Origin of the sequence: Pseudorhodoplanes sp. (assembly GCF_035565855.1) — a bacterium.
Classification (GTDB): Bacteria; Pseudomonadota; Alphaproteobacteria; order Rhizobiales; family Xanthobacteraceae; genus Pseudorhodoplanes.
In genome coordinates, this window is record NZ_DATMRX010000107.1 from 1 (window position 1) to 15,405 (window position 15,405).

The following is a 15,405-nucleotide window of genomic DNA, read 5'->3' on the forward strand; positions in this document are numbered from 1 at the left end:
GTCTGCATCAATGACGGTGACACGCATAACAGCCCGAATGAGCAATTCGAGGCGAAATATCCGGTGATGGTCGAAAGCCTGTCGCTCATTCAGGATTCCGGCGGTCCGGGCCGTTACCGCGGCGGCCTCGGCGTCGAGACCGTGGTGCGCGCGATTTCCGATTTCAACGTCAATGCGCAGATCGAGCGCGCGGTCTGTCTACCCTGGGGTCTGGAAGGCGGGCTTGAGGGTACCGGCAACGAGATGCTGATGCGGCGCGACGGCGTCATCGACGACGATGTGCCGAACGCCAAGCTGTTCCGCGCCAGGGTCAAGGCGGGCGATGCGTTCGTGCTCCGGTCCGGCGGCGGCGGCGGTTTCGGTTCGCCTTTGGAACGCTCGCCTGAGGAGGTGCAGCATGACGTGCGGCAGGGTTACGTCTCGCTCGATGCCGCGCGCAAATATTACGGCGTCGTGCTGGACCCCGAGACGCTGGAGATCGATGTCGCGGCGACCGAGCAGCAGCGCCGTGACCTCGTGCCCGTGCATCGTGAGCGCGTCTCGCGGCAGGCGGAGGTCCCGCAGCGGATCGAGCGCAAGGTGCTGGAGACGCTGCCGGAAGGGCATCTGCCGATCCGCTGCCTGTTGCCCTCGTGCTGCGGACGGTGGCATGTCCCGCGCGGCTTCGAAGCGATTGAGGTCAGTCCATAAGCTCGGCTGGCGGCCCGCGTCGGCAGCCGCGCATTCACGACGCGCGCGCGTCGCGGATCGCCTTCCAGATGCGATAGGGCGTCAGCGGCATTTCGAGCGCGCCGACGCCGAGCGGCCCGAGCGCATCGAGGGCTGCCCCGGTGATCGCGGCGGGCGCTGCGATTGTTCCGGCTTCGCCGCAGCCCTTGGCACCCAGCGGATTGTGGGTGCAGGGCTGGCTCTGGTCGAATTCCGATTTGAAGAAGGGCAGGTCGCCGGCGCGCGGAATGCCGTAATCCATGAACGAGGCGCTCAGCGCCTGTGCGGACGCCGGATCGTAGACGATCTGTTCGAGGACAGCTTGCCCGAAGCCCTGCGCGATGCCGCCGTGAACCTGTCCGGTCGCGATCATCGGATTGATGACGGTGCCGATATCGTCCACCGCGGTGTAGCGGCACAGCGAAATGCGCCCGGTGTCTGGATCGATCTCCACCTCGCAGACATGGAAGCCGTTGCTGAAGGCGAAGGCCTTTGGATCGTAGACGGCGATGTCCTGCAATCCGGGTTCGAGCGTCTCGAGCGGGAAGTCGTGGGGGATCACGGCGGCACGCGCCACGTCGCCGATCGTCACCGCATGGTTCGTTCCGCTCACGCTGTAGCGGCCGCGCTCGAAGGTCACATCGCCGGCATCGGCCTCGAGGAGGTGCGCCGCGATCAGCCGTCCTTTCTCGATGATCTTGTCCGCAGCCAGCGCGAGCGCTGAGCCACCCACCGCGATGCTTCGTGAACCGAAGGTGCCGGTCCCGTAGGGCACCTGATCGGTGTCGCCCTCACTGATCTCGATCTTTGCAACGGGAACGCCAAGCCGCGCGGAGAGGATCTGGGCCATGCTGGTTTCATGACCCTGGCCGTGATTGTGGGTGCCGAGAGACGCACGGATCGATCCGTCCGGCTCCATGCGCACGGACGCGGCTTCGTAAAACCCGGCGCGCGCACCCAGCATGCCGGCAAAGCGCGACGGCGCAACGCCCGACGATTCAACGAAGCAGGCCATGCCAATGCCGCGCAGGCAGCCACGTGAGGCGGCCTCCGTCCGGCGCGCGGCGAAGCCGGCATAGTCAGACGCCGCAAGCGCGCGCTCGAACAGGCGTGGGAAGTCGCCGCTGTCGTAGCTCGGTCCGATCGGCGTCTGATAGGGGATGGCGGTGCCAGGCACGAGATTGCGCCGGCGCATGTCGCTGCGGTCCAGTTTCAACTCGTCGGCGGCGCGATCGGCGAGGCGCTCCAGCACGTAGCAGGCTTCCGGCCGTCCCGCGCCGCGATAGGCATCGGTCGGCACGGTGTTGGTGAAGACCCCGATGCATTCGACGCTGATGGCCGGTGTCGCATAGACGCCGGCAAGCAGCGCGGAATAGATGGCGCTCGGAATTGCAGCGCCGAAGGTCGAGACATAGGCGCCGACATTGGCGAGCGTCCGCACCCGCAGCGCGAGGAATCGTCCGTCGGTATCGACCGCGAGTTCGGCGTGGGTAGTGTGGTCGCGCGCCTGGTAGTCGGACAGAAAGCTCTCCGAGCGCGTTGCAGTCCACCGCACCGGCCGGTTCAGCCGTAAGGCCGCCCATGGCAACACCGCTTCTTCCGGATAGAGCTTGCCCTTGTATCCGAATCCGCCGCCGACATCGGGCGCAACGACGCGCATCTGCGCTTCGCTGCGGCCGAGCTGTTCGGAAACGAGGCGGCGGATGTGATGCGGTACCTGGGTCGAGCTGTAGAGCGTCAGCTTGTCGCGACCGCGCGGCGGTATGGCGATCAGCGCGCGCGGTTCTATCGCGGCGCCGCCGATGCGCTGATTGACGATGTCGAGTCGGACCACATGCGGCGCCGTCTCGAAGATCGCATTGACCGCTTTGGCGTCACCACGCCGGAAGCGGAAGCAGACGTTGCCCGGCGCGCTGTCGTGGATTCGAGCGGCATCCGCCGACAAAGCGTCGGCCGCATTCGGTTGCGCCGGAAGCACATCATAGTCGATGCTGACTCGCTCGGCGGCGTCCTGCGCGGCCGTCGCCGTCTCCGCAATGACCACCGCCACCGGCTCGCCGACATAGCGAACCGCGTCGCGGGCGAGCGCGAAGCGGTCCGGCTCGGCCATCGGCGCGCCGTCCGGCCCCTTGATCGCCCACATGGCGCGCATCGGGCCAACGCCATCGGCACGCATGTCCTCGCCGGTGAAGACCGCGACGCAACCGGGTGTTGCCAGCGCCTCGCGGCAATCGATGCTGCGAATGGATGCGTGTGCGTGAATGGAGCGCACGAAGACCGCATGCAGCGCGCCGGGATACGCGATGTCGCCAACATATTGTCCCTGACCGGTGAGGAAGCGGAAATCCTCGACACGGCGGAGCGCGGCGCCGATGGCGTCACTCGGCGCGCTAGGGGCCACCTCAGGCGGCAGCGTGTTAGCCATGCGGGTTACTGCATCTCTTCACGCAGCACATCGAGCTTCTCGAACACGACCTTGTCGGACACGATGAAGAGATCCGCGTCTCCCGAAATCGCCTCGTGGCTCGCCCATGACCACGACGGGATCGTGAATACGTCGTGCCGCGACCATTCGAAAACCTTGTCGCCGATGTGGGAGCGCCCTTGCCCGGACACCACAAGGCAAATCTGCGAGTAGGCGCCGCGCTTCGGGCGTGTGACGACGCCCTTGTCGAGACGCATGGCGTAGCAATCCAGCGTCGACATCACGGCGCCGCCGGTCTCCGGATTGATGTAACGGATCAGGCGCGCACCGTCGGGCCCCGCCGGCATTTCGCTGAGCATCTGGCGGGTGACTTCGCCGGGATAGCGATATTTCGGCGAACTCGGCTGGCCGGTCGGCGCATTGGCCATCGCAAGCCCTGCGGCGCGCCAGCGGCGTTCGTCGCCTTCGTCCACCTTCCAGAAATCCTCGTTCCTCGGATCGCCGGGCTCGAAGAAATGCGCGTTCAGCCCGCGCAGGAGCGGCATGTTCGCGGCATCGAACCAGATGATCCGGTTCTGGCTCGGATTGATATGACCGTGCCAGGCCATCGGCGGGGTGAGGATCAGATCGCCGGCCTTCATCTCGCACCACCGGCCGTTGACGATGGTGGCAGCGCCGTCCGCCTGCGTCGCGAAGCGGATGGCGGCGCCGGTGTGCCGATGCGGCCTGGCCTGTTCGCCGGGGTCGAGGACGGTGAAGGCCCCGAGCAGGGTGCCGGTAGTCGCGGTCTCGTCGCCGAAACAGGGATGCGACATGATCAAGGCGCGGCGCTCGATCTCCTCGATCGGCACTTCCGACACGGCGCGATGCAGGAATTGTTCGGTGACACGCCACCGCCAGTGATAGGGCGTATCGGCGGGACGCGGCTGCATCGGCGTGATGCGCTTGTAGCGATCCCACAACGGATGCAGTTGCGCCTGCTCCACTTCGCGAATGTAAGGGGTGCCGGCGCCGGTTTCGGCGGCTGCATGCGCCATCGGAAAACTCCGTACAGAATTCTAGGGCTGCGGCTGTGCCGCTCGGAAAATGCGTGGCGAGCGGATCGCCCGCCACGCGAATGCGTTCAGCCTTTCGGCATCTTCTGGTCGATATTGTCCTTGTCGATGATGACATGCTTGATGAAGACGCGCGGCTCCACCTTGCTGCCCTTCAGATATTCGGAGAGGACATCGACGCCCATCCGGCCCCACAGCACCGGATTGAGTTCGATCGTCATGGCGAGGTTGCCATCCTTCAGGGCGCGCAGCGCCGGCGGCACGCCGTTCATGCCCGTCACCAGCGTCTTGCCCTTGCGATTGGCGGCGAGCACGGCCTGCGTCGCGCCGAGGGCCACGTCGTCGTTCGCGGTGTAGATCGCGGCGAGATCGGGATGGGCGACCAGCGCATCCTCCGAGTTCTTGAGGCCGCGCTCGCGGGTCAGCGGCCCGTCGGTCCGGAAAACAACGGAGATGCCCGGATATTTGCTCATTACCTCGGTGTAGCCTTCGGCGAGATTGCGGAAGGTCGGAGCGCCCGACGGTCCGAGGAGCATTGCAACCTTGCCCTTCCCGCCGATCTGCTTGGCGGTCCATTCGGCAATGTCGCGGCCGATCTGCTTCTCATCCATTGCGACATGGAGCGTCTGATTCGGCGAGGTCGATCCGCGTGCGACGGAAACGATCGGGACCTTGCCGGCGGCGGCTGCGTCATAGGCGGCGTTGACGCCGGTCGCGTCGATCGGCGAAATCAGGATGCCCTTGACCCCGCGGGCGACGAGATCCTGGACGCCGTTGATCTGTTTCAGCTTGTCCTCGTTCGAGGAAACCGTGACGACATCGAAGCCGAGTTCGCCGGCGCGGGCGCGGATGCCGCGCATCATCGCGATATAGAACGGGTTGTCGTCCTGCGGCAGCGCCACGCCGATGGTGGGCTTGTTTTGGGCATGAACCTTGTCCGCGGAAGCTGCGACCAGGCCGGCCACCGCGAGTGCAGACGCAAACAGAAAACCGAGCTTTCTCATTGTCTCTCTCCGTTAACGCTTCGATCGCAAACTATCCGCCGCAGCGGCCACGATGATCACGGCGCCAATCGCAACCCGCTGCCAGTACGAGTCGACGTTGAGCAGGTTGAGGCTGTTGCCGAGAATGATCATGATGAAGACGCCGATCACGCTCTTGTAGAGCGTGCCTTCGCCGCCATGGAGCGCGGCCCCGCCGAGCACCACCGCCGCTATGGCGGTGAGTTCGTAGAATTCGCCCGCCGTAGGCTGGCCGGATTGCAGGCGGGCCGCCAGCATGACGCCGGCGACGCCCGCGAGCGCGCCGCAGATGATGTAGGTCGAGGCGGTGATCTTCTGCACCGGCACGCCCGACAGGAAGGCGGCTTCCCGTCCGCCGCCCGTGGCATAGATCTGCCGGCCGAACGGGGTCGCATGCAGCACCCACGACAACACGATCAACAGGATGATCGGCACCCAGACCAGCGCGTGAATGCCGAGCATGCGCATCGAGCCGAAGGCGACGAAGCTCGAAGGCAGGCCATATTCGCCCTCAACCGGTGCGCCGCCGGTGATGAGGAAGACGACGCCCCGGACCAGCACCATGGTGCCGAGTGTGGTGATGAAGGGATTGACCTTGAAATAGGCGATGATCACGCCGTTGACGAGCCCGACCAGGGCACCGGCAACAATGCCCGCAATGACGCCCGCCGCGATCCCGGCATGCAGCATCACCATCGCCGCAACGCAGGCCGACAACGCGGCGGTCGATCCGACCGACAGATCGAAACCGCCGCCGATGATCACGAATGTCATGCCCATCGCGATCACCGCCATGATCGACGACTGAACGAGGATGTTGCTCAGGTTGATGGGCGACAGAAAGCGGTCCGTCAGAAGCGCGGTTACGATGCAAAGTCCGGCCAGGGTCAGCAGCGGAATCTGCCCCAGCAAGCGCGCTGATAGATTGGCGCCTGACGTCATGATCAGTGTGTTCCCCCGAGAGATGCTCTCAATCGACTCTCATCGATACCTTCGCGGCGGTCGATGCGACTGACGATGCGCCGGTTTTTCACCGACAGCACGGTATCGCAAATCCGCGCCAGTTCCGGGATATCGCTTGAGCTGACGATGACGCCGCCGCCGTCCCTGGTGAATTGCCGGATCAGAGCATGGACATGCATCTTCGCGGCGATGTCGATGCCGTGGGTCGGCTCGTCGAGCAGAAGCGTCGTCACCCGGCGGGCGAGCCATTTGGCGATGATGACCTTCTGCTGATTGCCGCCGGACAATGAGCCGACGCGAAGGTCGGGCCGCCGCGGCCGGACGTCCAGCAATTCCATCAATTCGCGCACCACGACGTCGCCGGCCTTGCGGTTGATCCACAGCGGGCTGTTGTCGCGCGTGAGCGAGGGCAGGAGGATATTGTCCCGAACCGACAAATTCATCACGAGGCCGAGCGACCGGTCGCCGGGCACAAAGCCGATATCCGAACGGATCGCGTCGGCGGGGAGTGCGAAGCGCCGAACGCTGTCGCCGGCGATGCGAATTTGCGGCCGTTCTCCGGTGATGCCGAACAGCCGCCGCACGATCCGGTCGCTTCCGCTGCCGAGAAGGCCCGCCAGTCCGATCGCTTCGTTCCGGCGCACGGTCATGCGGTCGGTCCGGTCGTCGATCTCCTCGAGCAAAGGCTGCCCGGGTTCGAGCGGCTCGGCGGCGACTTCCTCCGCCATCTTGCCGGTCATGTCTTCGATCAGGTCGGCGGTGGTAAAGCGACCACGGACACGCGTGGCGACGCATTTGCCGTCGCGCAGCACCGTGCAACGGTCGGCCAGCGTGACGATTTCGTCCAGCCGGTGGGAAATATAGATGATCGCCGTGCCCTGCGCTTTCATGCGCGCGATCACCGCGAACAGCCGCTCGATTTCCCGGTCTTCCAGCGCCGCGGTCGGCTCGTCCAGAATGAAAATGCGGCACTTGAGCCGCAGCGCCTTCGCAATCGCCACAAGCTGGCGCTCCGCGAAACTCAGCGAGTGCACCGGACGGTCAAGGTCGGCGGAAAAGTTGAGCTGCTGGAGATAATGCTGCGCCTCTTCCCGCATGCGGCGGCGATCGATGACCGGGAGAAGTCCGAACAGCGCGCGCGTCGGCGGATTGCCAAGCGCGATATTCTCCGCGATCGAGAGAGCAGGGACCATCCGCAATTCCTGCGGAATGGTCACGACGCCGGCGAGAATGGCCTCGTGCGGACTGCCGAAGCTGTGTTCTCGTCCCGCGATGGAGATCGCACCGCTATCCGCGCGATGAACGCCGCCGAGAATGCGGATCAGCGTCGATTTGCCGGCGCCGTTTTCACCGACAAGCGCGTGGGTTTCGCCGAAATCGACCGAGAAATCGACCGAATGCAGCGCGCGTGTCGCGCCGAACGACTTTGACAGGCCGCTGACCGTTATGGCGTTGCCGGACACGGATGCTGATCGGTCGGCTGGCGCGTTCATCTCAATGCGCTCGCATCCAGTTCGCGGCTTGGGCCGGCCAGCCGCTTTCGGGATCACCGCTCGCATAGCTTGCGCCAAGGTGATCGCTGTTGGCCAGTTCGTATTCGGTCACGTCGTTGCCTTGCGCGCGCATCGCGGAGATGAAGTCGGCGGCCTGCCGGCGCAGATGCGGAAAGTCATCGGACCCGTAGCTGACGAAAAACGGCGGGGCTGACGGCCGGACGAGATGCAAGGGCGATGCCGCCGGTTCGGCCTGATTTTCCACCGGGCCGAGGAAACGCGGCCGCATCGACAACCCGGAATCCGGGCCAAACAGATAGGTCCCGGAAATCGGCAGCGCGCCGCGCACCACATTGTCCGGCAGGTCGCGCTGCGCCGTCCATCCGGTCGAAAGCGCGACCAAAGCGGCAAGATGGCCGCCGGCCGAATGCCCCCCGACGAAAATGCGGTCGGGATTGCCGCCATACGATCCAATCACGCGATGGACCGCTGCAATTGCGTCGCACACATCGTCGCGCTGCACCGGAAAGACGTGTTGCGGTGCCAGCCGATAACCGGCGCTCACGAAGGTGACGCCGAGCGCATTGAGCGCCGGCGCCATGAACAGCATCCATTCCTTGTAGCCATTGGTCCATCCACCGCCGTGAAGCGCCACCAGCACGTCGCCGTTCGGTTCGCGGGCGGGGACCACCGTCAGCGAACAATACGGATCGTCGGAATAGCTGAGTTCGGTGCCCTGGACGACGGCGCTCCGCCGCAGCGCTTCGTCATGATAACGTGCGCCGATCGCCGTGAACGGCTCCTGCGGCGGATACTCCTCGGGTGTCACGCAACTCCCTCATGTGCCCGTGATGCGGCCATCGCGGCCGCATTGATGATGCGCAGGACATTTCTTTTTGTTGTTGGTGGTAAGAGGCCGGTCTTGCCTCAGGCAACGCTTAGCCGGGCCACCCGCATTTTCGGATCGATCACGCGACCCTTGTCGATGATGACCTCGTTATCCAGCATGACCGTGCAATCGCGCATCGGCACATCGTAATGGCCGCGCGTGGTCCGCTTTCCGCCGCCCTGTGAATTGGGGCCTGTGGAGAACAGGAAATTGCCGGCGAACACGCGCGCGCTGGCGCGGTGCCGCTCGGGCTCATCTCCATTCATCGCCAGGGAATACCAGCGCGCCTGCGGATTAAGGCCCCAGCCCAGATGCGAAATGGCGTAGGGGTCGCGATCGTTGTCGTTGGCCTTGCCGTCGTCCAGCCAGTCGCGCATCAGCTTTGCATCCAGTCCGCCCTCGATGCTGGTGATGAAGCCATCCTCGATCTGCAGGTGGACCGCATCCTGGACATAGCGGCAATAGGGCAGGATCACGATATCGCCGGGCTGGATCACGACCTTGCCGCGCGCCGATCCCTCGTTCGGGAAGGTGTGGATATGACCGCCGCCCCAATGATCGAAATGGCCGGGTTCATCGGCATAACCCCATTGGGTCATGACCGGATATTCACCGCAGGAATAGGTGAAGTCGGTTCCAGCCTCGGAGGTGACTCGGACTTCGCGGGTCTTCTTGTATTTCTCTTCGGCGTATTTCAGCGCCTCCTTCAGGCCGGGGGGCGACATCAGTTGTTCGAGATCGTCCGGCGCGTCGATGATCATCAGGACGCGCGTGCCGCCGTCCATCACCTCTTTCAGCCACTTCGTAAAGAGCGGCACGTGGAAGATCACCAGCAGGTCGGCGGCCTTCACCGCCTCCAGCGTGCCCTTGCATTTGCCGATAGTGGGCACGCCGACCTTGGTCCAGGACGGAATCGAATTGACCCGCATATCGTAGACGTCGGCGCCCAGCGCCTCGGCCGCGGCGAAAGCGGCTTCGATATACTCGATGCGCGTCGCAAGATCGCTGACCAGCGCAACGGTCTCGCCCGGCTTCACTTTGGACATCTCGAATTGCTTCTTGAACAGGAAGCTGAGCTTGCCCGGGTTGATCTCGGTCGATCTGATCGCAGACGATATCATGTCCGCCTCCGAAGGCTGGTGGGTGGGTAATGACGCAAGTATTTCGCCGCCCAGGGGCAGCGTCAATAGAGAATGCTATTCATTAATGGGTCTGCGTCAATTGCGCCTTGCGCGCGCGTCCCGCGCGGCGGCGGGGTCCGTTCAACCGTGCCGCGGCACTCGCAGGTTTACCCGTCATCAGCCTCGTCATCGTAACCACGATATCCGCCATGTCCTGTCGCGTGCCGCCGACGTGATGGCGCACGATGAAGCCGTCGAATGCCATGAGCAGGATATGCGCCACGCGATCGCAGTCCGCGTCACTCATCCGGTTGTCGGGCAGGGCGCGCCGCAGAAGCTGCGACAGCGTTTTCTCGGAGCGGGACAAGAGATCGCTGCGATAGGGCTCGTCAGGATCGGCGGTCGAGACCGCCTGCATCAGATTGTTGGCGAATCCGTTGTCTTCGGTCGGCAGCCTGATCCAGAAAGCCTCGATGATCCTGATCAGCCGCTGATCCGGATCCTCGATTTTGGAGAGCTGCCTTTCGAGGCGCGTCAGGCGCTTGTTCAGCCACGGTTCGTAGACCGCGTAGAAAATCGCAAGTTTCGATGCGAAATAGACATAGATGTGCGAGGGAACGATCCCGGCCTTGCGCGCGATTTCCGCGACCGAGGTGCGCAGATAGGACTTGTCGCGAAACAGTTCATAGGCGCTTGAAACGATGGCGTCCCTGACCTCCGGTTTCTTGACTTGGGCCATTGCGCCTCAGGATCTGGTGCCGATGATGATGTCCGATGGACATGCCGGCCGCAGCGGCTCAGGCAGTGTCCGTTGTATCCATATCACAGCGAAGGCGCGATTTCAGCACGCGCCCGACATCATCGTCTTGCCGTGTGGAGCGACGCCTGAAATCAAACGTAGCCCGGATCGTCGGCCGACAGCGGATTGCCCCACAGCCAGGCGAGCGAATCGGCGAGCGCGGTGCTGCGCGTGACCGCGAGAATCGCGTTGCGCAGATCGCGCTGCGCGCCACGCGCATGATAGAGCTTGCCGAATTCGCGCGAGGTGAACTGAATGCGCGCGGTGCGAAGATAGCGCACGTCGCGGTATTGCGCGAAGGCCTGCTCGATGGAATCGGTCCGGCTCACGACTTCGGCAAGGATCACCGCATCCTCGAGCGCCATACAGGCGCCCTGAGAAATGTAGATGCTGGTCGGATGGGCGGCATCACCAAGAAGTGTGACCCGGCCCTTCGACCATTCCTTGATCGGCAGCCGATAATGCAGCACCCAGGTGCGCGATACATCGATATGGCGCAACAGCGCCTTCACGTGTGGGCAGGCATTCTCGAAATGCCTGACGAAGCTGTCCCTGGTAATCGTCGGATAGTTTGGCCCAGGGCGGATGTCCGGGTCGTAGTAGCTTGCGCCGATATTGAAGATCTCCTGCCGGCGGAGGGGATAGTGGAAAAAGTCCAGCCCCGGCCCGCCCCACATGGTCACGGTCTTTGAATAGAGGTCTTCCGGGATGTCCTTCACCGGAACGACGCCGCGGCAGAGCACGTAGCCGTCGGTGAGCGGCATGCCGTCATTCACCAGCGCCTGACGGCCGATCGACCAGAGCCCGTCGCTGCAGACGAGGCCGCATCCTTCATAGGTGTTGCCGGATGCCGTGGTGACGATGACCTTGCTGCCGGTGTCTTCGAAGCGCTCGACCCGCTCGCCCGGCGTCAGCGTCACCAGATCGAGCTTGCGGCATGCCGTGACGAGCTTCTCAAGGATATCGGCCCGATGCAGCAAGGCGTAGGGGTAGCCGAAGCGCTCGATGAAGGTCTTGTCGATCGGTGCGCGGTAGACGATTTTCCCGGTCATCATGTCGCCGAACATCAGATCGTCCGGATAGGCCGCGACCTCCTGGATGGCTTCCAGCACGCCGAGCTTGGCAAAGGCCTTGAAGGCATTCGGCGGCATCTGAATGCCGGCGCCGATCTCGCGAAACTCCTCGGCCTGTTCGATGACGCGGACCGGCTGCCCGCGTCTCGCCATGGCCAGAGCGGTGGCGATGCCGCCAATACCCCCGCCGACGATCAGCAAGGGCAGCGACCGGTTCGCAGATGTCGTCATGGTATCGCTCGGGTGTGGCGGATCTTGGCGTGAACGAACGGTTCAATCTAGGTGAACGAGGTTGATCTGTCCGCGCGCTCGCCGTGCGGCGACAGAACAATCCAGATGAATCGCGTTTCGCTGTTGCTCGGATTGGAGAAGCGATGCGAGAGCGTGCTTGGAAAGCGGAAGCTGTCGCCGGGCTCGAGCGTATAGGTGTCGTTGTGAAGCTGGATGGACAGCACGCCGGACAGGACGAGGCCGGCTTTCTCGCCTTCATGGCTGTATAATTCCGGACCGGATGATGCGCCCGGCTGCAGCATGATTTCGTATATTTCGAGTGCGCCGGGATCCTGCGGGCTGACAATCTCCTGCACGATGCCGACTTGCGGCACGTTCAGCCGGCGCCGTTGATGGCTGCGCACGATGTAGCGGCGTTCGGCAACCGCCTGCAGGCTGTCCGGAAAGAACCAGGAAATCGGCACGTCGAGCGTGTTGGCGAGGAGCCGCAATGTGCGCAATGAGGGCGCCGACAGCCCGCGCTCGATCTGACTGACCATGCCGACCGAGAGGCCGGCCATCCCGGACAACTCGCGAATCGATAATTGCCGCTGACGGCGCCGTTGCCGCAGGCGTTCACCGAGCCAGCGGTTTTCCGCCGCTTCGTCCGGCAGGTCGGGCCGTTCGGTGACGAAGTCGCTCTCTCCTGACTCTGGGTTGTCCATGACGGATGAGTCTCTCGCAATGCAGCGACGGTCACGTGTGAAGTTATGTTTGACGCCACTTGACGAAGTGAAGCCATAATGAACAATCGCGAACACATTTCAACTGTATTGTGCATGGCGCCGGGACGTCGGCAGGGGCCCTTCAATGACGGATCGCGGGGAAGCGGCTTGGGAAATCGGTGTGGATATCGGCGGCACCTTCACCGACGTGGTGTGTCGTCGGCCCGGCGGTCCGCTCCATGTGATGAAGGTGCCCACCTCCCGCGCTGACCCAAGCATCTCGGTGCTCGCCTCGCTCGAAGCGCTGCGAACGAAACACGGCGTGTCGCCGAATGAGCTGGCGCGCTTCGCGCACGGCACGACCGTCGCCACCAACGCGGTTCTTGAACGCAAGGGCGCGAAGATCGGCCTGATCACCACGAAAGGCTTTCGTGACGTTCTCGAAATCGGCCGTCAGTCGCGACGTCAGATGTATGACGTCGTCCTGCGTCCGCAGACGCCGGTCTTCCTAGCGCCGGGCCGCTTTCGCAAGGAAGTGACCGAACGCATCAGCGCGACCGGGGAGATCGTCACGCCGCTTGATGAGGCCGGCCTGCGCCGCGCGGCTGATGAACTTGTTGCGGACGGGGTCGAGGCGATCGCCATCGTGTTTCTGTTCTCCTTCGCCAATCCGGTGCACGAGCAGCTGGCGAAGGACATCATCCAGCAGGCCTATCCGGATCAGATGATTTCGGTTTCGCACGCCGTCGATCAGAACTTTCGCGAATACGAACGTACGGTGGCGACCGCCTTCGACGCCTATCTGAAGCCCGCGGTCGATCGCTATCTTGCGCGTCTGGAGGATGGTCTTGCGCGCAGCGGCGCGCCCGTGCCCCTCCAGGTTATGCAATCCCGCGGCGGATTGACGAGTGCTGCCGTTGCGCGCAGCCGTCCGGTGCGACTGTTTCTGTCAGGTCCAGCGGGAGGCGTTGTCGGCGGCCGCATCGTTGGCGCATCCGCCGGCGACGGCGATCTGATCACCATCGACGTCGGTGGTACATCCGCCGATATTGCGCTGATCAGCCGGCGCAAGCCGCTGATCCGGTCCGAAGGCGACGTCGCCGGCTTCCTCGTGCGCACGCCGATGGTTGACGTCAACACAATCGGCTCGGGCGGCGGCAGCATCGCGCGTGTCGATGCGGGCGGAGGTCTGAAAGTCGGGCCGCAATCGGCGGGTTCAGAGCCGGGGCCCGCCTGCTACGGCCGCGGCGGCACGCAGGCCACCGTATGCGATGCGTCCGTGGTGCTCGGCTATCTGGACCCTGATTATTTCGCCGGCGGCACGTTCAGGCTCGATGCCGGGCTCGCCTTTGATGTGGTGGAGAAGACCGTGGCGCGGCCGCTCGGCCTTTCGGTTCACGCGGCGGCGCTCGGCATTCATCGCGTGCTCAACGCCCAGATGGCGGAGGGCATCCGGCAGGTCTCGGTGCGACAGGGTATCGATCCGCGCAGCTATGCGCTGGTTCCGCTCGGCGGCGCCGGCGGCCTTCATGCGACCGCGCTCGCCAGCGAACTCGGCATCAGGCGCGTGATCGTACCGCGGTTGCCGGGCGTGCTCGCGGCCGCGGGGTTGCTCGCCGCGCCGATCGAGCATGAAGTGTCAGCGGCTTTCGCGTCGCCGATTGACGCGCTCGACGTCGATGCCATGCGCGCGACGATCCGCGACCTCGATGCGCGTGCGAGCGAACTGATGCGCAACGAACATGTCGCGTCCGATGCGGTCACCGTGACGCATTCCGCGGATATGTGTTTCATTGGCCAGTCCTATACGCTGGAAATCCCGTTCGACCCGTCGCGCGCCGATGTCGCGCAATGTCTCTACGAGGATTTCCTGGTCGCGCACGACCGCGTCTATGGTCACGCCTTCCGCGCGCCGGCCAAGATCACGGCCTTCCGCGCGGTGCATCAGGCGGGCGGCAGCGACGACATCGCGGAAATGCGGCTCGCGCCGTCGGGCACGGCGCTCGATCTGCCGCGGCGGCAGATTCATGTCGCCGGGATTGACGGGCCGGTCGAAGTCCGCGTGCTGTCGCGCAGCGCCATGACCCCGGGATTTGAATTCAAGGGCCCCGCAATCGTGCAACAATCCGACACCACGACGCTGGTGGAGCCGGGCTGGTCCGGCCGGGTGGATGAGGCGGGCAACCTCATTCTCGAGCGGGAAGGAGCATGACCATGTCCGTGGCATCCGCGGCGCAGACCATCGATCCGATCACGCTCGAGGTGGTGCGCAACAAGCTCGAAGGCATTGCCGAGGAGATGCAGCAGACGCTGCTGCGATCCTCGTTCTCGCCGATCGTGAAGGAAGGTCTCGATGCCTCGGCGAGCCTGTTCACCCTGACCGGCGAAACGCTGGCCCAGGCCTGCGCCATCCCGGTGCATCTTGGCACGCTGATCCCGGTGGTTGCCACGGTGCTGGAGCGTTTCCCCGTCGAACGCATGCGGCCGGGCGATGCCTATGTGATGAATGATCCCTATCTCGGCGGCACGCATCTTCCCGACATTGCGGTGATCCGTCCGATCTTCGCCGGCGAGCGGCCGGTCGCGCTGTCCGCGACCATGACCCATCACCAGGATGTCGGCGGCATGGCGCCCGGCTCGGTGCCGACCAACGCCATCGAGATCTTCCAGGAAGGTCTGCGCATCCCGCCGTTGCTGCTGTGTTCTGACGGCGTGATGAACGAGACACTGGTCGCGATGATCCGGCAGAATGTCCGCATCCCGGACACGGTGATCGGCGATCTCAATGCGCAGATCGCGGCCTGCAATGTCGGCGTGCGGCGCGTGTCCGAGATCGCGACGTCGCTCGGCCATAATGCGCTGCCGGTGATCTTCGAGACACTGCTCACCCGCTCCGAGGCGATGACGCGCGAGGCGCTGCGC

At 64.3% G+C, this 15,405-nt stretch carries 13 protein-coding genes; 3 read left to right on the top strand and 10 right to left on the bottom strand.

Annotated features, from left to right (window positions below; genetic code table 11):
- On the top strand, nt 1–690 hold a 690-nt coding region (locus VN004_RS06065; protein WP_325608006.1), incomplete at its 5' end, for a hydantoinase B/oxoprolinase family protein.
- A gap of 34 nt (nt 691–724) precedes the next feature.
- On the opposite strand, the gene VN004_RS06070 is transcribed toward VN004_RS06065, so the two are convergent.
- The 10 genes from VN004_RS06070 to VN004_RS06115 form a co-directional block, all read right to left on the bottom strand.
- Nucleotides 725–3,133 (bottom strand): xanthine dehydrogenase family protein molybdopterin-binding subunit, encoded by a 2,409-nt coding sequence (locus VN004_RS06070; RefSeq protein WP_325608008.1) that lies wholly within the window; start codon nt 3,131–3,133, stop codon nt 725–727.
- 5 nt (nt 3,134–3,138) lie between these two features.
- Nucleotides 3,139–4,170 carry a cupin domain-containing protein gene (locus VN004_RS06075; RefSeq protein WP_325608010.1) on the bottom strand — a complete coding sequence of 344 codons (1,032 nt, stop codon included), beginning with the start codon at nt 4,168–4,170 and terminating at the stop codon, nt 3,139–3,141.
- Nucleotides 4,171–4,256: 86 nt separating this feature from the next.
- Complete coding sequence (locus tag VN004_RS06080) at nt 4,257–5,192, bottom strand: substrate-binding domain-containing protein (RefSeq protein ID WP_325608012.1); 936 nt, start codon at nt 5,190–5,192, stop codon at nt 4,257–4,259.
- Between the two features lie 12 nt (nt 5,193–5,204).
- The gene (locus VN004_RS06085; RefSeq protein ID WP_325608013.1) at nt 5,205–6,152 is read right to left on the bottom strand and encodes an ABC transporter permease; all 948 of its coding nucleotides are present in this window, start codon (nt 6,150–6,152) and stop codon (nt 5,205–5,207) included.
- Between the two features lie 2 nt (nt 6,153–6,154).
- Nucleotides 6,155–7,666 (bottom strand): sugar ABC transporter ATP-binding protein, encoded by a 1,512-nt coding sequence (locus VN004_RS06090; protein ID WP_325608014.1) that lies wholly within the window; start codon nt 7,664–7,666, stop codon nt 6,155–6,157.
- A 1-nt stretch (nt 7,667) separates the two neighbouring features.
- Nucleotides 7,668–8,495 (bottom strand): alpha/beta hydrolase, encoded by an 828-nt coding sequence (locus tag VN004_RS06095; protein WP_325608016.1) that lies wholly within the window; start codon nt 8,493–8,495, stop codon nt 7,668–7,670.
- A 98-nt stretch (nt 8,496–8,593) separates the two neighbouring features.
- The gene (locus VN004_RS06100) at nt 8,594–9,676 is read right to left on the bottom strand and encodes a hypothetical protein (RefSeq protein WP_325608018.1); all 1,083 of its coding nucleotides are present in this window, start codon (nt 9,674–9,676) and stop codon (nt 8,594–8,596) included.
- 82 nt (nt 9,677–9,758) lie between these two features.
- Nucleotides 9,759–10,415: a TetR/AcrR family transcriptional regulator gene (locus tag VN004_RS06105; RefSeq protein WP_325608020.1), complete on the bottom strand. Its 657-nt coding sequence runs from the start codon at nt 10,413–10,415 to the stop codon at nt 9,759–9,761.
- Nucleotides 10,416–10,567: 152 nt separating this feature from the next.
- Complete coding sequence (locus VN004_RS06110; RefSeq protein WP_325608022.1) at nt 10,568–11,779, bottom strand: FAD-dependent monooxygenase; 1,212 nt, start codon at nt 11,777–11,779, stop codon at nt 10,568–10,570.
- A gap of 47 nt (nt 11,780–11,826) precedes the next feature.
- A complete protein-coding gene (locus VN004_RS06115) occupies nt 11,827–12,483 on the bottom strand; it encodes a helix-turn-helix domain-containing protein (RefSeq protein ID WP_325608025.1) in 657 nt (218 codons plus the stop codon).
- Between the two features lie 145 nt (nt 12,484–12,628).
- Between VN004_RS06115 and VN004_RS06120 the strand changes: the two genes are divergently transcribed.
- Complete coding sequence (locus VN004_RS06120; RefSeq protein WP_325608027.1) at nt 12,629–14,695, top strand: hydantoinase/oxoprolinase family protein; 2,067 nt, start codon at nt 12,629–12,631, stop codon at nt 14,693–14,695.
- A gap of 2 nt (nt 14,696–14,697) precedes the next feature.
- A partial coding sequence (locus VN004_RS06125) for a hydantoinase B/oxoprolinase family protein (RefSeq protein WP_325608029.1) occupies nt 14,698–15,405 on the top strand: 708 nt, incomplete at its 3' end.